Source organism: Paraburkholderia sp. BR10872 (assembly GCF_040965835.1).
GTDB lineage: Bacteria > Pseudomonadota > Gammaproteobacteria > Burkholderiales > Burkholderiaceae > Paraburkholderia > Paraburkholderia nodosa_A.
On record NZ_JBFRCN010000016.1, the window covers coordinates 95,888 to 118,759 of the forward strand.

Consider the following 22,872-nt stretch of genomic DNA (forward strand, 5'->3'; position numbering starts at 1 on the left):
GCCAGGTAGGCCAACAGCAAGCCATACATGGGAATTTTCTCGTTCGGCAAGAAAGATGACGCTGACGCGCCCCGCCGGCGCGGCACCGAGTCCGGCTCCAGCCGGCGCAGCAACCAGAGCACGCGCGTGGAACGGCGCAGCCGCCGGCCGGACCGGTCGGGCGACGCCGAGGCGATGCTGCTCGACCCCACACTCCCTGAAAAGCAACGCGCGCGCCGGCGTCTCGTCGGCGCGATCGCGCTCGTGCTCGCGGCCATCGTGATCCTGCCGATGGTGCTCGATTCGCACCCGAAGCCCGTCACCGACGACATCGCCATCGACATTCCAAGCCGCCCGGTCGACAAGGCCGCCGCGCGCCAGCACGACGCCGAAGACACGCAGGCCGGCGTCGCGCCCGACAATCCCGCAGCCGCTGAAGCGTCGCCAGGTGCGTCGGGCCTCGCGGCCGCTTCGGGCGCCGCGGCCACGCAGAGCGCCCAAAGCACGGTCAACACGCCGGCACCGGCTGCCAAAAGGCCCGCACAGGCGGCAGCCGCTCCCGCCCAGTCGACGCAAACCGCCCAAACGCAAAAGCCCGCTGCCAAGCCGGCCGCGTCGGCCAGCGCGACCGTCGCCGCGAACAGCAAGCCGACGACTGCCGCAAACGACGCCGCCGACACCGGCGGCGCAAATGGCGCGAAGGCCGAGTCCAGCGCCCCGGCGACGCCCCCGGGCGCACGTTTCGCGGTGCAGCTCGGCGCGTTCTCGAACGGCACGACGGCGAACAATTGGGTAACGAAGTTGAAAGCGGCGGGAGTACCCGCATATACCGAACAGCGTAAGGAAGCAGACGGCACGACGCGCACGCTGCTGCGCGCGGGCCCGTTCCCGGACCGCGCCTCGGCCACGGCGGCGATCGCCAAGGTGCGTGGCGCCGGCCTGATGGCGGGCTCGAACGCCAACGCGGAATAAGCCGTCGATGTTCACCGCATTCGACTACGCTGTAATGGCGGTGATGGGCCTGTCGGCGCTGCGCGGCGCATGGCGGGGCTTGATCGGCGAGATTTTTGGATTGATTGGCTGGATCGCGGCGTTGCTCGTGGCCTGCCGCTACGTGGATCACGTGGTGCCCTGGATTCCGGCGAACTGGCCGGGCGGGGCGCTGACCCAGTGGCTGATCGCCTTCGCGCTGATCGTCATTGCCGTGGTGCTCGTGGCCGGCGTGGGCAACGCATTGATCGGCCGTCTGGTGCAGGTGAGCGGATTGTCCGGCGTGGACCGTTCGCTCGGGATGATGTTCGGCCTCGTGCGAGGCGTCGTGCTGGTGCTGATCCTCGTCGTCCTCGGCGGGCTGACCGAGCTGCCCCAGCAGGACTTCTGGCGCCACGCGCTGCTTCGGCCTTATGCCGTGCAGGGCGTGCTCGAACTGAAACCGTTGTTGCCCGAGGCGCTCGCGGCCTACGTTCACGTCTGATCAGAAACTGATCGGACGCGATGCGAGGCACAGCTTCCCGGCAACACTGCCCATTTGCGGCGCTCGACCGGTGTGAATGAAGCCGGGTGACCCGCGACCGATTTCGCTTTTTTGAAGGACCTGCCATGTGCGGCATCGTAGGCGTAGTTTCCCGCTCTCCCGTCAACCAGCTCCTCTATGACGCGCTGCTGCTGCTGCAGCACCGCGGTCAGGACGCGGCCGGCATTGCCACCGCGAACGGCAGCACGTTCCACATGCACAAGGCCAACGGCATGGTGCGCGACGTGTTCCGCACGCGCAACATGCGCAGCCTCCCCGGCACCAGCGGCATCGGCCAGGTGCGCTACCCGACGGCCGGCTCGGCGTCGAGCGAAGAAGAAGCCCAGCCGTTCTACGTGAACGCGCCGTTCGGCATCGTCCTCGCTCACAACGGCAATCTCACGAACTGGCAACAGTTGAAGGAAGAGATGTTCCGTGTGGATCGCCGCCACATCAACACGCATTCCGACACCGAAGTGCTGCTCAACGTGCTCGCGCACGAAGTGCAGCTCGCGACCTCGGGCCTCGAGCTCGACCCGGCCGCGCTCTTCAAGGCGGTTGCGGGTGTGCACCGCCGCCTGCGTGGCTCGTACGCGATCGTCTCGTTGATCTCCGGCTACGGCCTGCTCGCGTTCCGCGACCCGTTCGGCATTCGCCCGCTGTGCATCGGCAAGATGGAAACGCCGGAAGGCACCGAATGGATGCTCGCATCGGAATCGGTGGCGCTCGAAGGCATCGGTTTCGAGTTCGTGCGCGACGTTCGCCCGGGCGAAGCGGTGTTCATCGACTTCGACGGCAACCTCTACTCGCAGCAATGCGCCACGGCGCCGACGCTCAACCCCTGCATCTTCGAACTCGTGTATCTCGCGCGTCCGGACTCGGTCCTCGACGGCGTGCCCGTGTACAACGCGCGTCTGCGCATGGGCGACTATCTCGCCGAGAAGATCAAGCGCGAGCTGCCCGACGTGAAGATCGACGTGGTGATGCCGATTCCCGATTCGTCGCGCCCCGCGGCCATGCAGGTCGCGAACAAGCTCGGCGTGGAATATCGCGAAGGCTTCTTCAAGAACCGCTACGTGGGCCGCACCTTCATCATGCCGGGCCAGGCCATGCGCAAGAAGTCGGTGCGCCAGAAGCTCAACGCCATGGGCATCGAGTTCAAGGGCAAGAACGTGCTGATCATCGACGACTCGATCGTGCGCGGCACCACCTCTCAGGAAATCGTGCAGATGGCGCGTGACGCCGGCGCGACCAAGGTGATCTTCGCTTCGGCGGCGCCGCCCGTGAAGTACCCGAACGTCTACGGCATCGACATGCCCACGCGCGGCGAGCTCGTAGCGCACGGCCGCACCGATGACGAAGTGGCGCGCATCATCGGCGCCGATTACCTCGTGTATCAGGACGTGGACTCGCTCAAGCAGGCAGTGCGCGACATCAATCCGGAGTTGAAGCAGTTCGAGGCTTCGTGCTTCGACGGCGACTACATCACCGGCGACATCACCAGCACTTACCTCGACAACATCGAGACCGCGCGCCTCGCGCCCCAGGCGCAATCGGACCGCGACGCCGCGAGCGACGCGATGGACGGCGGCTCCCGCTCGCAATTGCACCTGCAGCTCTCGGTGGAGTGATCCCTTCGGCAAACGCGAGCGTGAGGCTCGCGTTTGCGCCGATTCCGAAAGCCCGCTTTCTGCCGACGCAAAAGCGGGCTTTTTTGCGCCTGCGCGTGCAGGATCGAAGCCTGATTGTTCAGCACACGGAGAACACGAACATCGACGACACCTTGGCTCGCGGACGATCTCGCACGCGGGCTCGATGCGGCGCAGTAAGTAGTTTTAAGCAGGGGTTGTATCATCGTGGGTCGGGCGCTGCCCGGCCCATTTCCTTTTTTCTTTCCCGTGAGTTCACCATGCCCATTGTCCGTGCGTTGTTCGTCTATCCCGTGAAGTCATGCGGCGCGATCGCGCTCGACGATGCGCAGCTCGGCCTGAAGGGCATCGAGTGGGACCGCCATTGGATGGTCGCCGACGAGAACGGCCGGTTCGTCACGCAGCGCCAGTACGCCGCCATGGCGCGCATCGTGCCCGCGTTCGTCGAAGACGGCGTGCGCCTCACCATGGAAGGCATGAGCGAAGCGCTCCATCTGCCGTTCGCGCAGCGCGGCGGCGAGGCGCGCGTGCCGGCGACGGTCTGGGACGACGATTTCGAGGCGCTCGACGAAGGCGATCACGCGGCGCAGTGGTTCACGCAGGCGATAGGCGTGCCGGTGCGGCTGCTGCGCTTCGCGCATGACGTGACGCGTCTCGCGAGCAAGAAGTGGACGAACGGCGAAGACGCGCCCACGCAATTTGCCGACGGCTTTCCGATTCTCGTGACGAGCGAGGCGTCGCTCGCGCAACTCAACGAGCGCCTCGCGGCGAAGGGCGCGCCGCCAGTGCCGATGGCGCGCTTTCGTCCGAACATCGTCGTCGGTGACATTGGCGACGCATTCGAGGAAGACTTCATCGACACGCTCACCATCGAATCGGCTACAGGCGGCGAAGCGGTCGTGCTGCGTTTCGTGAAGCCCTGCGCGCGCTGCCCGATCACGACGATCGATCAGCTATCGGGCGAGCGCGACGCGCAATGGCCCACCGAACCGCTCGACACGCTGGCCGTGTTCCGCGCCGATCCGCGCGTGGACGGCGGCCTCACGTTCGGCCAGAACGCGATGGTCGTGACGGGCGCGGGCAAGCACGTGACGGTGGGCGCACGCGCCGAGTGGGAATACCGCTTCGACGATTGAGGCGCGCTTGCGCGCTCAGTGTGACGGCAGCGCGCGCCACTGGCCGGGCGCGAGGCCAAAGCGGCGCGTGAATGCGTGCGTGAACGCGCTTTGGTCGCCGAAGCCGACTTCGAGCGCGATGTCGGTGAGCGAGGCGCGCGGGTCGGCGAGCAGCGTGAGCGCCGTGTCGAGCCGCAGCCGCTGTAAATAGCGATGCGGCGTCTCGCCGAACGCTTCGATAAAAAGCTGATGAAAGCGCCGCATGCCGAAGCCGCAATGCGCGGCGAGATCGGCAATACGCAGCGGCTGGGCGAGATGCGCGCGCAGCCACCGGTCGATGCGGGCGAAGTCCAACCCGGCAGCCGCGCTGAACTGGGCGCTGGCCGCCACGCCGGTTTGTGCAATGAAAGCCGCGCACAGACGCGCCGAGGCGTCCCAGTGAAAGCGGCGCGCGCGCAGGTCGGCACTGTCGCGCGGCGGCGTGGCTGCGGCGGCGCGCTGCGCGATCTGATTCACGAGCTGCGTGAGCGCGGGGTCGAGGCGCACGGCGCGCGCGGTGTCGAACAGCCGTTCGGGCACCGCGAGCGTTGCCGCGGGCAGGTCGAGCACGAGCTGGCGGTTATCGCCAATACCCATGTAGTCATGCCGTGCGCCCGCCGGAATGAGCCACGCGGAACAACTGTCGATGCGCTCGCCCCGGCCGTTCACGGTCATCTCCATTTCGCCGTCGAGACCGAGCACGATCTGGTGAAAATCGTGCAGATCGGTTTCCTCGATCGCGCCGTAGCGGCGCAGTTCGACGCCGGGCGCGGTGACGGGAGCGTGGTGATGCGGATTCATGATGACCGGTTGCGATTGCAAATAAGGCGAGCGCCGTGAAGCGTCAAGCGGGCATCAGACGTCGAGCAGTTCGACTTCGAACACGAGCGTCGCGTTCGGCGGAATCACGCCGCCCGCGCCGCGCACGCCGTAGCCCAGTTGCGGCGGAATCGTCAGCTTGCGCACGCCGCCCACCTTCATGCCCTGCACGCCTTCGTCCCAGCCCTTGATGACCATGCCGCCGCCCAGCACGAACGCGAACGGGTCGTTGCGGTCCTTGCTCGAATCGAACTTCTGGCCGTCCGTCAGCCAGCCGGTGTAGTGCACGCTGACGGTCTGGCCGGCCTTGGCTTCGGCGCCGGTGCCTTCGGTCAGGTCCTCGTACTTGAGGCCGGATTCGGTGGTCACGATAGACATGGAAAAACTCCTGATTCGGATAGGTTGGACCCGTTATTGTAGGCGCTTTGGAGGGCCGGGCGGGCGGCGGCTCGTCGGGCACGCCAGTTGCTCACTACGCGCTGCCTATAATGGGGACCGCTCGCCCGGCTTGGGGCGAAACACGAGGAATCAGATGTCGACTTCGCAAAACCGTACCGAGCGCACGGCGCGCCTGTGCGCCGAAGCAGCGTTGTTCATGCGCGACCACGTGCTCTCGCGCGTCTCGCATGATCTGCGCAGTCCGCTCAATGCAATTCACAGCTGGGCTTACGTGCTCGAACGCAAGATCGACAACGCCGACGCCTCCGCGCAACGTGCGCTCGGCGGCATTCGCACGGGCGTGGAGCAGCAGGTTCGGCTGCTCGAAACGCTCGTCGATACCACGCGCGCGCAGACGCGCAAGCTGCGTATCGAGCGCGCGCCGTTCGCCGTCGCGGCGCTGCTCGGCGAAGCCGCGGATGACGCCCGCGCCGCGCTCGGCGATGCGCGCGGCGTGACATTCGCCGTGCAGGACGCGACAGGCGCGGCGACGCTCGACGGCGACCGGGAGCGCATTGCGCAGGCGCTGTGGCTGATGCTGGTGTTCGCGGCGGAAACGAGTGCTCAGGGAGCCAGCGTGACGCTCGCGGCGAGCGCGAGCGCCACTGCCGCCCAACTCGAAGTGCAATGGCGCGCCACGCGTGCGGCGCTCACCGACGGCGCGCTGGCGCACGTGCTGGAACCGTTCGCGCGCGCCCAGGCGAGCGAGCAGCAGGAAGCGGGTCGCTACGCCTGGGTGCTGGCGCTGTGCCATCGCGTGGCCGAGGCGCATGGCGGACGCTTCGAGGCGCCGGCTCTCGTGGGCGAGGGCGAGGAGATGGTGCTCGTACTGAATGTGCCGCTGAGCGGCGCGTGAGCAGGGTCGAGCCGGATCGCACCTGACCGACTGCCGCGTGAGCGTCGGGCCGGATTGAGCCCGCCGCATCTTTCATCCACCTTGCACCCTTATACTGAGCGCTTCGTCCCTCGGAGCCTTGTGTCTTGATCCAGCTTCTCGCCCTCATCGGGGCGTTCCTGCTCGTTGCCCTCAACGGTTTCTTCGTCGCGGCCGAGTTCGGCCTCGTCAAGCTGCGCGCCACGCGCGTGCAGGCCCTCGCTCAGCAGCACGGCTTGCGCGGCCGCCTGCTCGCCAAGGTTCACGGCCAGCTCGATGCCTATCTTTCCGCGTGCCAGCTCGGCATCACGCTCGCTTCGCTCGGCCTCGGCTGGATCGGCGAGCCGGCGTTCGCGCAGTTGCTCGCGCCGGTGTTCGAACTGCTCGGCGTGCAATCGGCGGAACTCGTGCACGCCATCTCGCTGGTGTTCGCGTTCACGGTCATTTCGTTCCTGCACATCGTGGTGGGCGAGCTTGCGCCGAAATCGCTCGCCATCCGCCAGTCCGAGAAGATTTCGCTGTGGACGGCCATGCCGCTCTACGGCTTCTACTGGACCATGTATCCCGCGATCTGGGTGCTCAATACGAGCGCGAACGCGGTGCTGCGTCTCGCGGGCCTGTCGTCGGAGCACGGCCACGACACGCACTATTCGACCGACGAACTCAAGCTGATCCTGCGCAGCCGCCGCGCCGCCGCCCAGGCCGAGGCCGAGGCGCATGACGCGACGCACGAGCCGCGCGGCGCAAAGAGTGCAAACGGCGCGGTGCCGCTGCTGCCCGCACCCGCCGCGAACGCCTATAGCGCCGACGAATGGAACACGCTTGCCCATTCGCTCGACTTCTCGCGCCTCACCATTTCCGACCTCATGCGGCCGACGCACGAGATGGTGGGCCTGCGCCGCGACCTGTCGCTGCGCGAGAACATGCAGATCGTGGCGCGCCATCGTTTCAGCCGCTACCCGCTGTTCGAAGACGCCGCGGGCGAGCGCGTGGCAGGCCTCATCCACCTGAAGGACCTGCTGCTCGCCCGAGAGGCGGGCAACGCCCTCAGCGATCTCGGCAAGTTCGTGCGCCCCGTGCAATACGTGCGGCCCGAGACGCCCGCACTGGCATTGTTTCGCCGCTTTCGCAAGGGCGCGCCGCATTTCGCGCTGGTGGGGCACAAGAACGCGCGCCCCGTCGGCTTTCTCACGCTCGACAACCTGCTCGGCGCGCTCGTGGGCCAGATTCACGACGAGTTTCACCAGGCCGACACCGACTGGACCCGCATGGACGACGGCACGCTGATGGGCCGCGGCAGCCTGCCGGTGGTGTCGCTGGAGCAGGCGCTCGGCATCGATATCGACGAAGGGCGCGCGGAGTCGGTGGGCGGCCTCGTGATTCATGCGCTCAACGACCTGCCCACCGAAGGGCAGCGCGTCGGGTTCGACCGCTTCGATATCGTCGTGAAGAAAATGAAGGGGCCGCGCATCGTGCTCGTGCGCGTGTATCCGAAAGATCTCGAGGACGAGGGCGGCTGAGCGCGCCTCGCGTGCAGCCTAGCTGCGCGCGAGTGTGGCGAGCACCGCGACGGGCATTGCGCCCAGGATGTCGCGCAGTGCGAGCGTCCCGCCTTCGCGCACCGTGTGCGTGGCGTCGCTGAGCCAGTCGTGCAGCGTGGCTGGCGCGCATCCTTTGGGCAACTCGACGGTCGTATCTTCCCAGCGTTCGGGCGCGACGAGCGGGGTGTCGCCATCCAGCAAGCCCGCCGCGAAGCGTGTGCCGATCACGATGGCCCACGCGTCGCCGTGATGGCGCGCGAAAGCGATCACATGCGAGGCCTGCGCGCCGCTCACCGTAAGCGGCAGATAGTCGCCTTCGCGCAGCAGTTCGGGTGCGCGCGCTCGCAGCGCGAGCAGGCGGTGCACGGTGGCCAGCTTCACCTGGGCGTTGCGCCAGTCCTTCAGCTTCGCGGCGGGCGCCTGCTCATCGAGCGCGGCCGCGCGGGCGGCGTAATCGACGGGCCGCCGGTTATCCGGATCGACGAGGCTGAAGTCCCAGAGTTCGGTGCCCTGATAGAGGTCGGGCACGCCCGGCGAGGTGAGCCGCAGTACCGTTTGCAGCAGCGTATTGAGTGCGCCAGCGGGCGCCACACGCGCGACGAATTCGGCCAGCGCCTGCAGAAAGCCGTCGCGCCGTTGCGGTGCGAGGATATCGAAGAGAAATGCCTGGCACTCCGACTCATAGGTTTCGTCGGGCGAGAGCCAGTTCGTGCGCAGCTTCGCTTCGCGCAACGCCTTGAGCAGCCACGTCGAGACGCGCTCCGCCAGCGCATGCACGCCCGCTTCGTCGCCCGGGTCCAGTTTGGGCGGCCAGCAGCCCACCAGCGTTTGATACAGCATCGCCTCGGCGGCCGGTCCCGGCGACCATGCCGCGCCGGCCGTCCCTTCGTTGCGGCGATGCGTCTGGTTCAGCGTCGACCAGGCGCGCAGCGTGGCACTCCAGTCGAGCGCCATCTCGCTCAATACGGCGAGCCGCGCCCGCACGTCCTCGCCGCGCTTGTGGTCGTGCGTGGCCGTGGCGAGCAGCCCATAAGGACGACGCTGGCGCAGCCGGTTCGTCGCATGAAAGTCATGCAGCGTGCGCGCGAAATCGTCGGGGTCCGCGCCCACTTCGTTACGCGAGAGCAGGCGGCCGTAGCGATAGAGCGCCGTGTCCTCCGTGGCCTTCGCCGCGAGCGGCGCGGTGAGCTGGGAGAACAGCGCGAGCGCTGTGCGCTGCGCGATGAGCGCGTGGCTGAGCGGCGTATTCCCCTGGTTGCCGCCCGCACCCGCGTTCGCCCCGGCTGGCGCGGCGCGTGGCGTCCTGGCGGCGCTGCCTCCACTGTTGCCGCCGCCGCTGCTGGCGTTGTTCGCGGCAGGTTCGGGGGCGCGACCGCCGAGCCAGCCGTCGACGAGGTCGAGCGCCGCGAGGCTCGCGCGCGGCAGTGCACGTCGCGCGGCGTCGAGCGCAACGTCGAAATAACGGTTGTCGAGCGCGCTGCGCAAACCGTTCGCCGGATAGATCCGGTAGATCGGGAAGTACATGGCCAGATGGGCAGCCACGCGATGCACCGACGCATAGGTGGTGTCGCGCGTGCCCGGGAGTTCGCGCGCGATGCGGTGCAGCGCACGCGTCACGTGGTCGAGTTCCGCGGGCAGATAGGCGGCCAGCATCTCGCGGCGCGCGTCGAGCGCGTAGGCCGCGAACGGCCGGTCGTCGCCGGAGATGGCGGCCCACGCCTCGGCGAGCGGCGCTGCGCCTGCAGGATCGTGCAGCAAGGCGCCCACGTCGTTCATGAAGTCGTAGCCGGTCGTGCCTTGCACGGGCCAGTCGTCGCGCAGCGTTTCGCCTTGCGCGAGGATCTTCTCGACCACGATGTAGGGCGGCGTGGCGCGCAGCGAGGCGAGCCGCTGCCGCAGGCGTTCGCAGTACTCGCGCGGGTCCGCGAGCCCGTCGATATGGTCGATGCGCAGGCCGTCGATCACGCCGTCGGCGTAAAGGCGAAACACGAGCTTGTGCACGGCCTCGAACACGTCGTGACGTTCCACGCGCACGCCGGCGAGCGCGGTGATGTCGAAGAAGCGCCGCCAGTTGATCTCGTCGGTGGCCGTGCGCCACCACGCGAGCCGGAAGTGCTGGCGCTCCAGCAGGCGGTGCAGCCGCTCGCGCGGCACCGGGTCGCCGCTTGCATAGGATTCCAGAACGAAGTCGATGGGGTCCGTGCCGACCCGCTCGACGAACGCGCGCAGCGCGTCGCAACCGGCGCTGGCGCGCGCCTGGTCGTCGGGCTGGGTCGTGAGGCCCTGGAATGGTCCGGCGAGCGTGTTGAGATCGGCGCGGTTCGCGGACTGCAGGAGCGTCGCGTAATCGGTCGGGCAGATCGGGCACACGTGCGGCCCGTACTGCACGTAAAAGCGCGCGGCGGCGGGATCGAACTTCAGCTCGATGCGGCCTGCGGCGAGTTCTTCGCCGTACTGGGCGCCGAGAAACGGCATCAGCACCTTGCCGCGCAGGGCGGGGTCGGGCGAGTGCCAGTCCACGTCGAAGTGGCGCGCGTACGCGCTGTGACGTCCCCATTCGAGGATGTCGAGCCACCAGGCGTTGTGGCCGCCGCCCACGCCCATGTGATTCGGCACGAAGTCGGCGATGATGCCCATGCCGCGCTCGTGCACCTTCGCGGCGAAGCGGCGCAGCGCGCCTTCGCCGCCCAGTTCCGCGCTCACCGTGCCGTAGTCGACGGTGTCGTAGCCGTGCATCGAGCCGGGCTGCGCGGTCGTGACGGGGGAAAGGTAGAGATGGCTCACGCCGAGCGCGGCGAAGTAGTCGAGCTGCGCGAGCGCGTCGGCGAACGTGAAGCCGTGATGGAGCTGCAGGCGCAGCGTCGCGCGAGGGTGTGTCATGGCGTCGGCTTCTTTTCGGTCGCACCTGGCGCCGAGCTGGCGGTTGAGTTCGCGGTTGAGTTGGCGTCGCTCGCGCCTGCACCGGCGCTCGGCTCGGCGCGCGTGCGCGCAACGGCCTCGCGTGCGCGTACGACGGCTTCGACGCGCGCGGCGACGGCCGGATCGGCGAACAGCGTCTCGACGGGCAGCGGCAGGCGGCGGCGCCAGTTCGGATGCTCGTCGATCGAGCCGGGCAGATTCGGCTGGTCGGACAACGCGAGCAGGTCTTCGAGCGGGCAGGTGACGAGCGGGCTATGCGTTGCCGCGACATAGGCGAGCGCGGCATTCACGGGCGGCTCGTCGGCCGGCGGCGGTTCGGTGTCGCGCGGCGCGAGCCCGCTGTGCTGCAACGCATGCCAGAGTGCGACGCGATCCGTCGCGCGCCGCGCGCGGTCGAGCGCGACGGGGTCGCGTCCGTCGGCACGCGGGAGCGTCTGGCCGATGCGGTTGCGCCAGTCGATGTCCGCGCCGCTCCACCAGCCCGCGACGGTCGGCAGATCGTGTGTGGTGGTCGTCGCGACGCCGTGCGGGTCCCAGCGCGCGGGCGCGAGAAAGCCCTTGCCGTCGTGCTCGAACCACAGCACGCGAATGCCATACAGGCCGTGCGCGGCGAGCCGCTCGCGCAGCCCCGGCGGCACGGTGCCGAGGTCTTCGCCGATCACGATCGCGCGATGCCGCCACGATTCGAGCGCGATGAGCCGCACGAGGTCGTCGAACGGATAGCGCAGATACGCGCCGTGGCGCGCGCTTTCGCCTTCGGGCACGAGCCAGAGCCTGCGCAGCCCGAGAATATGGTCGATGCGCACACCGCCCGCATGGGCGAAGGCCGCGCGCAGCATGTCGATGAACGCGCGGAAGCCGTTGTTGTGCATGGCGCGCGGCGAGAACGTCGTGAGCCCCCAGCTTTGCCCGGCCTGGTTGAAGATGTCGGGCGGCGCGCCGACCGAAACGCGTTGCAGCATGTCCTGCGGCAGCGACCACGCGTGCGAGCCCGCGCCGTCGCAGCCCACGGCGAGATCGGCGACGAGGCCGATCGCCATGCCGGCCTCGTGCGCGCTGCGCTGCGCGCCCGAGAGCCCGAGCGCGGCGAGCCATTGCAGGAAGCGGTGAAAGTCGACTTCGCGCCGGTGCTCCTGCGCAAACGTCGCCACGTCGGCGCTGCGCGGGTCGCGCAGCGGCTCGGGCCAGTCGCGCCAGTGGCGCTCGCCGCCGGGACCATGCAGCATGGCTTCCTGCAGCGCCTCGAAACGCGCGTGGTCTTCGAGCGCCTCGCCGCCCTGCGCACAGAACGCGGCGAAGGCGGCGGCACGCGGCGAGCCGCTCGCGCGCTCGTCGGCGTCGAAGCGCTCGAACAGCGCGCGCAGCACCTTGAGCTTGAGCGGCAACGCACGCTGCCAGTCCACGAGCGGCGCGGCTTCGAGTTCGCGCCACGCGTCGAGCGCATTCGCGGCCGCGCTCGCGTCGTGCGCGGCCTTGGCGCCGAAGTCCGCAGCGGGGTCGATGTGCGCGACATTGACCCACAGGCGCGACGACGGCGAATAGGGGCTGAAGTGACCCGGCTCGGCGCTGAACATCGCGTGGGTCGGGCTTACCGCGAGCGCCTGCGCGCCGCGCCGCGCGCTTTGCGCGGCGAGCGCGGCGAGCGCGCTGTAGTCGCCGATGCCGCCGTCGCCGTTGCGTCGGAGTCCGTACAATTGCGCGGCGAGGCCCCACAGCGGCGGCACTGTGCCGCTGTCGCCGTGACGTGCGCGCCAGGCGTCGGCGACGGTATGGCAGTGCGGCGGCGCGACCGCGATCGTCAGGCGATGGTCGTTGACGGTGAGCGTGTGATAGCCCGGCTCCGCAAGCGGCGCGAGCAACGCGCTCTCGCCGCGCGGCGAGGTGAAGCGGCCCTCGATATGCTCGCCGCTTTCGAGGTCGATCCGATAGTGGCTCCCCGCGCGTACGGCAGAAGGCGGCAGTTCGATCGCGCTGTCGTATTCGGCGGTGATGAGCGGCGGCAGTCGCCGCGTCGACTGTTCCGCATTGAGTGCGGAGGTGCTCTGCCGGATTTGCGTGGCGTTGGCGCAAGGCAGGCCCGCGCATTCCAGCAGAGCGGAGAGCGTGCTGTCGGGAACGCGCTGCACGGCGCCGTGTGCGTCGGTCCATTCGACCTCGAAGCCCGCGCGTGCGGCGAGTGTCGCGAGCGTGTCGCTGCGGCGCGCCGTGCTCATGCGTTGGGCTCCTCGCGATGCACGATGCGCGCGTCGTGTTCGCTCGAGTACTCGGGCACGTTGCCGGTGAGCCATGCAACGCACGCGCTCTCGGGCAGCAGGCCATTTTCGGCAAGGTCGCGCGCACGTGGCGGCGTTTCGAATATCACCATGCCTTCGGGCCGCGGCTCGAGCGGGACGCCGTCGCGGCCCAGGTTCAGCGCGATCGTGAGCGTTTCGCCATCGTCGAGGCGCCAGCGCGCGACGAGCGCGGCGAGACCGTTCGCAGCGTCGTCGGCGAGCACGGTCGCGCCGAGCGCGCGCGCGTGGCGCAAGCGCGGCATGAGCAGGTGCGCCCGCACGCATAGCGCCGACTTATAGAAGTGCATCCATTCGAGCCGTTCGCCGTCGAGCGGCGCGTCGGCCAGCGGCGACGAATTCACGAAGGTCTGCAGATCGTTCGGATCGGGAATGCGCGCCCGGCTCGCTTCGTCGTTGAACGCGCTGAATGCCTTGAATTCGCTGCGGCGGCCTTCGCGTACCGCATCGGCCAACTGGCCGGTGAAGGCGGTGAAAAACTGGAACGGCTGCGTCGAGCCGTATTCCTCCTCCATGAAGAGCAGCGGAATTTGCGGCGAAAGCAGCAGCATTGCCGTGGCCGCGCGCAGGGCGTCGTCGTCGGCCAGCGTGCGCAGCCGGTCGCCCATCGCGCGGTTGCCGATCTGGTCGTGGTTCTGCAGGAACATCACGAACGCGGTGGGCGGCAGGTGCGCGCTCGGTTCGCCGCGCGGCTTGCCCCCGTGCACGGGCGACGGGTCGCCCTGGTACACGAAACCTTCGCCGAGCACGCGCGCGAGTTTGCCGATGGGCGAATCCTCGAAGGCGCGATAGTAGCCTTCCGACTCGCCGGTGAGCAGCACGTGAAAGCAGTGATGCGCGTCGTCGTTCCATTGCGCGCTGAAGTGCGATTCGAGCAGATTGGCTTCGTTGTGCTCGTTTTCGAGCACCAGGTGCACATGGCGGCCGGACTCGACACGCGCCTTCACGTGGTCGGCCAGCTCGCGCAACCAGTCGGTGTTGCCGATCGCATGTGCAGCGTCGATGCGCAGACCGTCGAAGCGATATTCCGTGAGCCAATAGAGCGCGTTGTCGCAGTAGAAGTCACGCACTTCGAAGCGGTCGAAGTCGAGCGCTTCGCCCCACGGCGTCTTCACGTCCTGGCGGAAAAACGGTTTGGCGTAGAGGCCGAGCCAGTTCCCGTCGGGGCCGAAGTGGTTGTACACGACGTCGATGAACATCTGCAGCCCCAGCCCATGCGCGGCATCGACGAGCGCTTTCAGTTCGTCAGGACTGCCATAGGCCGCGTGCGGCGCGTAAGGCAGCACGACGTCGTAGCCCCAGCCGCGCTCGCCCGGATAGTCGTTGAGCGGCATGAGTTCGACGGCCGTCACGCCGAGCGCCGCCAGCGCGGGCAGACGTTTCATTACACCCTGATAGCCGCCCAGCGCGCCCACGTGCAGCTCGTAGATCACGGTCTCTTCCCAGGGGCGTCCTTGCCAGTGCGCATGCTGCCAGGCGTACGCGCGCGGGTCTAGCACTTCGCTCGGCCCATGCACGCCCTGCGGCTGGAAGCGCGATGCGGGGTCGGGTACGCGTTGCTGGCCGTCGAGGCAGTAGCGGTACAGCGTGCCCGGCCCGCACGACGCCTGCGCTTCGAACCAGCCGTTGCCGGTCGGCGTCATGTCGAGCGGCGGCGCGTCTCTCACGTTCTCGAACACGACCTGCACCGTTTGACACGACGGCGCCCAGAAACGAAAGCGCGTATGCGGCTGCGAGTGCGCCGCGCCGATCAGCTGCGCGCCGAACGGCAGGCAATGCATATACTGGCGGGCGTGCGGATCGTGCGAAAGCGGGGACATGGTGGATTCCTGGTTGCGTCCTGTTCCTATCCAGCGGCTGCTTGGTCCGGGGCCGCGGGGGCGCCCGACCCGGAGGCGCCCGGCGTGCGGCGCGGGTCCGGCGTGGCCGCGTCGCCGCGCGTGCCCGCTGGCCGGTGCGTGTCGGCACGCGCCGGACGGGCACAGAGCACGGCGAGCGCGCGCGCAGCCAGTTCGTACGTCGTGTCGGGCAGCGCGTAGGGCACTGCGTCGGGCCGCGCGGTATCGAGCAGCACCTCCCATGCCATGCGCGGCGCGGGCGCGACGAACGTCACCGCGCCCTGCGAGGCGTTCAGCATCATTAACAATACTTCCATTTGGCCGTGGAGTCCCGCTCCGGCGCGTCGCATGGTGAACGCGCTTGCTTCCGGGTCGTGCCAGGCATCGGGCGAGAGCGGCTCGCCGCGTTCGTCGAACCAGTCGATGTCGTGCACGCCGGGCATCAGCTCGCGCTCGCCGAACAGAAAGCGCGTTTCGTGCAGCAGCGGATGTTCGCGGCGCAGCGCGATCACGCGCGCGGCGAAACGCGTCATGGCCTTGCCCTGGGGCGTTTCGGCGAGCGCCCAGTCGAACCACGAAATGTCGTTGTCCTGGCAGTACGCGTTGTTGTTGCCGCGTTGGGTGCGGCAAGCCTCGTCGCCCGCGAGCAGCATGGGTGTGCCGAGCGCGATGAGGAGTGTGGCCATCATCGAGCGGCCCACGCGTGCGCGCGTGGCGAGGATTGCGGGGTCGTCGGTCGGGCCTTCCACACCCCAGTTCGCGCTCCAGTTTTCATTGTGGCCGTCGCGGTTCTCTTCGCCGTTCGCTTCGTTGTGCTTGCGCTCGTACGAAACGAGATCGGCGAGCGTGAAGCCGTCGTGCGAGGTGACGAAATTGATCGACGCCCAGGGCCGGCGCTTGCGTTTGTCGAACAGATCCGCGCTGCCGGTCAGGCGCGCCGCGAGGTCGGCGCGCTGGCCCGGCGCGCCGCGCCAGTAGCGCCGCACGCTGTCGCGAAAGCGATCGTTCCATTCGGAAAAGCCGGGCGGGTGGTTGCCAAGCTGATAGCCGCCCGGGCCCACGTCCCACGGCTCGGAAATCAGCTTGCATTGCGAAAGCACGGGGTCCTGGCGCAGCACGTCGAAGAAGCCGCCGTTCGGGTCGAAGCCCGCGGGCTCGCGCCCGAGCGTGACGCCCAGGTCGAAGCGAAAGCCGTCGATGCCATATGACGTGACCCAGTGGCGCAGCGAATCGGCGACCATCTGCAGCACGCGCGGATGCGAAAAGTCGAGCGTGTTGCCGCAGCCCGTGTCGTTGATGAAGTGGCGCTCGTCGCCAGGCACGCAGCGGTAATAGCTGGCGTTGTCGAGGCCGCGCCACGAGACGGTGGGGCCCATTTCGCCGCCTTCGCAGGTGTGGTTGTAGACCACGTCGAGAATGACTTCGATACCCGCCGCATGAAGCTGGCGCACGGCAATGCGCATTTCGTCGGTGTCATAGCCCACGAGGTAGCTGGGCTCGGGCGCGAAGAACGCGGCCGAGTTGTATCCCCAGTAGTTGCGCAGTCCGCGGTCGATCAGAAAGCGCTCGGAGAGAAACGCGTGTACCGGCAGGATCTCGATGGCCGTCACGCCGAGGTTGTGCAGATGGTCGATGAAACGCGGCGCGGCCAGCCCGGCAAAGGTGCCCCGCATGTGCGTGCGCAAATCGTAACGCTGCATCGACAGACCGCGCAGATGCGCCTCGTAGATGATGGTGTCGCCCCACGGTGTGTTGGGCCGCCGGTCGCGCGACCAGTCGAAGTTGTCGTTCACGACCACGCACTTGGGCATGGCCGGCGCGGAATCGCGCCGGTCGATCGAGAGGTCCACGCGGTTCGAATGCGCGCGGTAGCCATAGAGCGTGTCCGACCAGCGGAACTGCCCGATGAGCTGCTTCGCGTAAGGGTCCAGCAGCAGCTTGTGCGGATTGAAGCGGTGCCCCAGATGTGGCTGATAGGGGCCATGCGCGCGCAGGCCATAGACGGTGCCGGGATGCGCGCCCGGCAGATAGCCGTGCCACACCTCATCGGTGCATTCGGGCAAGGTGTAGCGAATGCGCTCCTTGCGGCCGGTGGGGTCGAAGAGGCACAGCTCGATGCGCCACGCGTGGGCCGAGAACACGGCGAAGTTGGTGCCGAGTCCGTCCCACGTCGCCCCGAGCGGCCAGGGGGAGCCGGGCAGCAGGCGCTCAGGCGGACCGTTTGCCATGACGATGCTCCATCTGTTGTTCTTCGTTTTGCATCGGGTTCCTGATCAAATCCCGCCGCTGCGCCGGCTTAGCGGCGCAGGCGCAGGATCAGCGTGCCGAGCGGCGGCAGGACGAGTGCGGCCGACTGCGGCTTGCCATGGCTCACCACGCCCTCCGTGCTGACGAGGCCCCCGTTGCCCATGTTCGAGCCGCCGTACACTTCGGCGTCGGTGTTGAGCGCCTCTTCCCACTGTCCCGGCTGCGGCATGCCGATGCGGTAGCCGTGGCGCGGCACCGGCGTGAAGTTGCAGATCACCACGATCTCGCGGCCCGATCCGTCCACGCGGCGCCACGCGAGCACGCTGTTTTCGCTGTCGTCGGACACCAGCCATTCGAAGCCGCCGGGTTCCGAGTCGAGCGTGTAGAGCGCGGGCTCGCTCGCGTAGAGGTGGTTCAGGTCGCGCACGAGCGTTTGCACGCCGCGGTGCAGCGGATCGTCGAGCAGGTTCCAGTGCGGCGTGCCGTCGTGATCGAATTCGGCCATCTGCCCGAACTCGCCGCCCATGAACAACAGCTTCTTGCCGGGGTGCGCCCACATGAAGCCGAAATACGCGCGCAGGTTCGCGAACTTCTGCCAGCGGTCGCCCGGCATCTTGCCGAGCAGCGACCCCTTGCCGTGCACCACTTCGTCATGCGACAGCGGCAGCACGAAGCGTTCGGACCACGCGTAGACCATCGCGAACGTCATCAGGTGATGGTGATAGCGGCGATAGACGGGGTCTTCGTGCATGTAGTGCAGCGTGTCGTGCATCCAGCCCATGTTCCACTTGAACTGGAAGCCGAGGCCGCCATCCTCGGGGCGCGCCGTGACGCCCGGCCATGCTGTGGATTCCTCAGCAATGGTGATGACGCCGGGGCGTTGCGGAACATATTGCGTTTCGTGATTGAGGCGCTTGAGAAACGCAATCGATTCGAGATTTTCGCGACCGCCATAGATGTTGGGTACCCATTCGCCTTGCGCACGCGAATAGTCGCGGTAGAGCATCGAGGCGACCGCGTCCACGCGCAGCGCATCCACGTGATAGCGCATGAGCCACGCAAGGCCCGAAGCGACGAGGAACGCGCTCACCTCGCGGCGTCCCAGGTTGTAGATCATCGTGTTCCAGTCGGGGTGATAGCCCTCGCGCGGATCGGCATGCTCGTAGAGCGCCGTGCCGTCGAAATCGATTAGACCGTGCGCGTCGTTCGGGAAATGCGCGGGCACCCAGTCGAGAATCACGCCCAGCCCCGCTTCGTGCGCGCGGTCGACGAACGCCGCGAAGTCCACCGGCGCGCCAAGGCGCGCGGTGGGCGCGAACTGCGAGAGCGGCTGATAGCCCCACGAGCCGCCAAACGGGTGTTCCGCCACGGGCAGCAATTCGATGTGCGAGAAGCCCATGCCCTGCGCGTAGGGGATCAGGCGCTCGGCGAGCGCGCCCCAGTCGGGCGCGGGGGCATCGGCGCCTTGCGTGGGCAGCCAGGAAGGCGCATGGACCTCGTAGACCGACATGGCCGCGCGTGCGTTCTGCCGTTCGGCGCGCGTTTGCAGCCACTCGTGATCGCGCCACGCGTAGTGGTCGATCGCCTCGACGGGCGCCACGATCGAAGCCGTGCCCGGCGGGCACTCCGTCTGCAGCGCACAGGGATCGGCCTTGAGCGGCAGGACCGCGCCGCGCGCGCCGAGTATCTCGTACTTGTAACGCGCACCGGCCGCCACACGCGGAATGAACAGCTCCCATACGCCGGCTTCGTGGCGCAGCCGCATGGGGTGACGCCGCCCGTCCCACGCGTTGAAGTCGCCCACCACTGAGACGCGCTTCGCATTCGGCGCCCAGACCGCGAAGCGCACGCCGGGGATGCCGTCGCAGATCAAGGGCCGCGCGCCAAGGCATTCGAGCACCGCGTAGGGGTCCCCGTCTGCGAGACGCACCAGCGCTTCGTGCGATAGCTGCGGGCCGAATGAATAGGTATCCTCGATTTCCTGGCTCACGCCATGCCAGTCGACCACGAGCCGGTAGGGCACCGCTTCCGCGAGTGGTCCCGCATAGAGGCCTGCCGGATGCACGAGCGAGAGTTCGCCGAGCGTGTGGGCGCGGTCGCGCGCCACCACGCTCGCGCCCGAGGCGTTCGGCAGCCATGCGCGCACGTAAGGGGCGCCGTCCACCCAGTGCAGCCCGAGCACGGAGAAAGGATCGGAGTGGTACGCGCCGGCGAGTGCGTCGGCGTCGTGGAGATTCAGCCCGGCTTGGGCCGCGCGCTCAACCATGGCCACCTCCGCCGGAATGCGATTGCGTGGACTGCGTAGGGGTGAGTCCGAGCACGCGTGCCGCCAGCGCCGCGAGACCGCGTACCGGCAGCGCGAGCCAGGTGGGACGGTTGGCCGCCTCGTAGCGGATCTCGTAAGCCGCTTTCTCGATCAGGAACAGGTCGAGCAGCGCCTGCTCGTGCGAAGCGCTGACGAGCGTGAGCGGTCCTTCTGCCACGGCCGCGCGGTACTGGCTCAGGAATGCTTCGGCCGCATAGCCGCGGAAGCGCTCGAACAGGGCGCGCTTGCGATCGACGACTTGCTGCGGCGCGTTTTCGAGCGTCGATTGCGCGGCGGCGCCCGCATACGAGAGCGAGCGCAACAGGCCCGCCACGTCGCGCAGCGGCGAGGTCTTGGCGCGCCGGTAGTCGAGCGCTCGCGCGGGCTCGCCTTCGAAGTCGATCAAATACGCGTCGCCCTGGGAAAGCAGGACCTGGCCCAGGTGGAAATCGCCGTGGATGCGGATGCGCGCGGCCTTGGTGTCGTCGGGCACGAGTTCGTCGATCTTCGCGACGAGCGCCTTGCGGCGATCGATCAGGCTGCGCGCGAGGTCGCGCGCGTCTTCGTCGAGCGTTTGCTCGTCTTCGCCCGTATGCTGCGCGACGATGTCGAGTGCTTCGTTGAGCATGGTCTTGGTGTCGGCAATCCAGTTGCGCACGTCGTCGGGGGTGGCGGCAACGGGCGCGAAGGCTTCGTCGTCGCTGGGTTGGGAGAGCATCGCGTGCAACTCGCCCAGGCGCTTGCCGATGGCGCCGATCACCGCGCAGTAGCCGTGCACGGCTTCCTCCTCGTGCGCCTGGTCGACGCTCGTGTCGTCGTCCACGGCGAGCGCGAGTTCGTCGATCGTGCGGCGCAGATAGTCGAGCGCCCAGTCCCACGCATTGCCCTGATTGTCGATGAAACCCTGCACGATGATGAGCGTATGCGGTACGCCCGCGGGATCGACACGCACCACTTCGCCATAGAGCGGCGCCGTGTTCGCGTAGCCGAGCTTCGTGAGGTAGCGGCTCATTTCCGCTTCGGGGTGCACGCCCGCCATCAGCCGGCGCACGATCTTGAGCACGAGGGTTTCCGCGATCACGAGCGAACTGTTGCTCTGCTCAGCGGCGAGCCAGCGCACCTCCGGCGTCTCGCCAAGGTCGAGTTCGTCGAGTCGCTCGGTCGGCTCGAAGCGGATCGTGCTCTGCTGCACGGTGGGTACCGTGGCGCGCTCGCGCAGCTTGCGCAGCACGCCATAGGCGAACCACGGCAGCGAGAACGCATCCGTGAGATAGCCCACCGTGCGGCCGCGCCGCACGCGCGAGAGCGCGAGCTGAATATGCAGCGGCGTGGTGATTTCGGTGCCCCAGGTAATCGCGATCGGCAGGACGTAGCGCTCGCTCGTGCCGTCCGACAGCTCGGCCTCGATTTCTGTGAACGCGAAGCCCGCGCCGTAAATCGTCGTGAGCGCCGCGAGGCGCACGGAGCGCAGCGGCTTGTCCTTGGAGGCGAACCAGCGGCGACGCGAGAGCCACGAAGGCAGCACTTCCGATTCGAGCAGCCGCACGTTTTCGGGCGTCGCACCGGTTTGCCCTTCGCGGATCACCACGGTCACGAACTCGGGCAATTGCTCCGAAGTCGGCTGGCTCCACGAAGGCCGCTGATCGCCGGCGCTCAGGAGGAACCACAGGAAGCCGTAGGGCGGGAAAGTCAGCAGATAAGGCAGTTGCCCGATGGCCGGAAACACGGAGTCGGCCGTCATTTCGACGGGGGACATGCCCGCGAATTCGGAAAGATCGAGTTCCACCGCCTGTGGCGCGCGTGAGAGGTTCGCCACACAGAGGATCGGCGCTTCGCCGGGCATCTCGCGCAGGTACGCGAGAATCTTGCGGTTCGCGGGCCGCAGGAAGCGGATCGTGCCGCGCCCGAACGCCTGCTTTGCGCGGCGCGTGGCGAGCATGCGACGCGTCCAGTTGAGCAGCGAATGCGGATCGCGGCTTTGCGCTTCGACGTTGATGGCGTCGTACCCATAGAGCGAGCCCATGAGCGGCGGCAACACGAGCTGTTCGGGGTCGGCGCGCGAGAAGCCGCCATTGCGGTCCGACGACCACTGCATCGGCGTGCGCACGCCGTCGCGGTCGCCCAGGTGGATGTTGTCGCCCATGCCGAGTTCGTCGCCGTAATAGATCACGGGCGTGCCGGGCATGGAGAGCAGCAGCGAGTTGATGAGTTCGATGCGGCGGCGGTCGCGCTCCATGAGCGGCGCGAGACGCCGGCGAATGCCGAGGTTCAGGCGCGCGCGCCGGTCGCTCGCGTAGGTGTTCCAGAGGTAATCGCGCTCGGAGTCCGTCACCATTTCGAGCGTGAGTTCGTCGTGATTGCGCAGGAAGATCGCCCACTGGCAGCTCGGCAGCAAGTCCGGCGTCTGCTTCATGATGTCGAGAATCGGGAAGCGGTCCTCGCTCGCAATCGCCATGTAGAGGCGCGGCATGAGCGGGAAGTGGAACGCCATGTGGCATTCGTCTTCGTTGCCGAAGTACTCCTGCACATCTTCCGGCCACTGGTTCGCTTCGGCCAGCAGCATGCGGTTCGGGTAGTGCTCGTCGATGGCCGCGCGGATCCGTTTGAGAATGCCGTGCGTTTCGGGCAGGTTCTCGTTGTTCGTGCCTTCGCGCTCCACGAGATAGGGCACGGCGTCCAGACGCAGCCCGTCGATACCCATGTCGAGCCAGAAGCGCATGACCTGCAGCACTTCGCGCAGCACGGCCGGATTGTCGAAGTTCAGGTCGGGCTGGTGCGAATAGAAGCGGTGCCAGTAGTACGCGCCGGCCACGGGGTCGTGCGTCCAGTTGGACGGCTCCGTGTCGATGAAGATGATGCGCGTGCCCAGGTACTTCTGGTCGGTGTCGGACCACACGTAGTAGTTGCGATGATTCGAGCCGGGCTTGGCGCGCCGCGCGCGCTGGAACCACGGGTGCTGGTCCGAGGTATGGTTGATGACCAGTTCGGTGATCACGCGCATGCCGCGCGCATGCGCTTCCTGAATGAAGCGGCGCACGTCGGCGAGCTGGCCGTAGTCGGGGTGCACGTTGCGATAGTCGGCGATGTCGTAGCCGTCGTCGCGGCGCGGCGAGGGGTAGAACGGCAGCAGCCAGATCGCCGTGACGCCGAGGCTGGCAATGTAGTCGAGTTTCGCGAGCAGGCCAGGGAAGTCGCCCACGCCGTCATTGTTCGCATCGAAGAACGATTTCACGTGCACCTGATAGATGATCGCGTCCTTGTACCAGAGCGGATCGTCGGACAGCATCGACGCCTTGCCGCGCCGT

At 67.8% G+C, this 22,872-nt stretch carries 14 protein-coding genes; 6 read left to right on the top strand and 8 right to left on the bottom strand.

Annotation, left to right across the window (positions count from 1 at the left end; all coding sequences use genetic code 11):
- Positions 1-27 precede the first annotated feature (27 nt).
- The 4 genes from AB4Y43_RS15210 to AB4Y43_RS15225 all read left to right on the top strand — a co-directional run bounded on the left by AB4Y43_RS15210 (position 28) and on the right by AB4Y43_RS15225 (position 4,277).
- A complete protein-coding gene (locus AB4Y43_RS15210; protein ID WP_368605172.1) occupies positions 28-951 on the top strand; it encodes an SPOR domain-containing protein in 924 nt (307 codons plus the stop codon).
- Between the two features lie 7 nt (positions 952-958).
- Positions 959-1,453, top strand: a complete 495-nt coding sequence (locus AB4Y43_RS15215; RefSeq protein ID WP_069261374.1) for a CvpA family protein — start codon at positions 959-961, stop codon at positions 1,451-1,453.
- A 125-nt stretch (positions 1,454-1,578) separates the two neighbouring features.
- Positions 1,579-3,123, top strand: coding sequence for an amidophosphoribosyltransferase (purF, locus tag AB4Y43_RS15220; protein WP_069261373.1), 1,545 nt, complete (start codon positions 1,579-1,581; stop codon positions 3,121-3,123).
- Between the two features lie 278 nt (positions 3,124-3,401).
- A complete protein-coding gene (locus tag AB4Y43_RS15225; RefSeq protein ID WP_368728121.1) occupies positions 3,402-4,277 on the top strand; it encodes an MOSC domain-containing protein in 876 nt (291 codons plus the stop codon).
- A gap of 15 nt (positions 4,278-4,292) precedes the next feature.
- On the opposite strand, the gene AB4Y43_RS15230 is transcribed toward AB4Y43_RS15225, so the two are convergent.
- Both AB4Y43_RS15230 and AB4Y43_RS15235 read right to left on the bottom strand, forming a co-directional pair.
- Positions 4,293-5,096, bottom strand: coding sequence for an AraC family transcriptional regulator (locus AB4Y43_RS15230; protein ID WP_069261371.1), 804 nt, complete (start codon positions 5,094-5,096; stop codon positions 4,293-4,295).
- A 54-nt stretch (positions 5,097-5,150) separates the two neighbouring features.
- Positions 5,151-5,492, bottom strand: coding sequence for an FKBP-type peptidyl-prolyl cis-trans isomerase (locus tag AB4Y43_RS15235; RefSeq protein ID WP_028202932.1), 342 nt, complete (start codon positions 5,490-5,492; stop codon positions 5,151-5,153).
- A 154-nt stretch (positions 5,493-5,646) separates the two neighbouring features.
- Here AB4Y43_RS15235 and AB4Y43_RS15240 point away from each other — a divergent pair, with 154 nt between their 5' ends.
- Positions 5,647-6,408: a sensor histidine kinase KdpD gene (locus tag AB4Y43_RS15240; protein WP_069261370.1), complete on the top strand. Its 762-nt coding sequence runs from the start codon at positions 5,647-5,649 to the stop codon at positions 6,406-6,408.
- Between the two features lie 125 nt (positions 6,409-6,533).
- The gene (locus AB4Y43_RS15245; protein ID WP_069261369.1) at positions 6,534-7,946 is read left to right on the top strand and encodes a hemolysin family protein; all 1,413 of its coding nucleotides are present in this window, start codon (positions 6,534-6,536) and stop codon (positions 7,944-7,946) included.
- Positions 7,947-7,964: 18 nt separating this feature from the next.
- Here the strand turns inward: AB4Y43_RS15245 and treY are convergent, their stop codons facing one another.
- From treY to treS, 6 genes are all read right to left on the bottom strand, one after another.
- Entirely contained in the window at positions 7,965-10,847 is a 2,883-nt protein-coding gene (gene treY / locus AB4Y43_RS15250) for a malto-oligosyltrehalose synthase (RefSeq protein WP_368728122.1), read from the bottom strand.
- A complete protein-coding gene (gene malQ, locus AB4Y43_RS15255) occupies positions 10,844-13,099 on the bottom strand; it encodes a 4-alpha-glucanotransferase (protein WP_368728123.1) in 2,256 nt (751 codons plus the stop codon). The genes treY and malQ overlap by 4 nt, the downstream gene beginning before the upstream one ends.
- Positions 13,096-14,997, bottom strand: coding sequence for a malto-oligosyltrehalose trehalohydrolase (gene treZ, locus AB4Y43_RS15260; RefSeq protein WP_368728124.1), 1,902 nt, complete (start codon positions 14,995-14,997; stop codon positions 13,096-13,098). Before treZ ends, malQ begins: the two co-directional genes overlap by 4 nt.
- Positions 14,998-15,023: 26 nt before the next feature.
- Complete coding sequence (glgX, locus tag AB4Y43_RS15265; RefSeq protein WP_368728125.1) at positions 15,024-17,243, bottom strand: glycogen debranching protein GlgX; 2,220 nt, start codon at positions 17,241-17,243, stop codon at positions 15,024-15,026.
- A 68-nt stretch (positions 17,244-17,311) separates the two neighbouring features.
- Positions 17,312-19,528: a 1,4-alpha-glucan branching protein GlgB gene (gene glgB, locus AB4Y43_RS15270; RefSeq protein ID WP_368728126.1), complete on the bottom strand. Its 2,217-nt coding sequence runs from the start codon at positions 19,526-19,528 to the stop codon at positions 17,312-17,314.
- A complete protein-coding gene (treS, locus tag AB4Y43_RS15275) occupies positions 19,521-22,853 on the bottom strand; it encodes a maltose alpha-D-glucosyltransferase (RefSeq protein ID WP_342947174.1) in 3,333 nt (1,110 codons plus the stop codon). The genes glgB and treS overlap by 8 nt, the downstream gene beginning before the upstream one ends.
- Positions 22,854-22,872 lie beyond the last annotated feature (19 nt).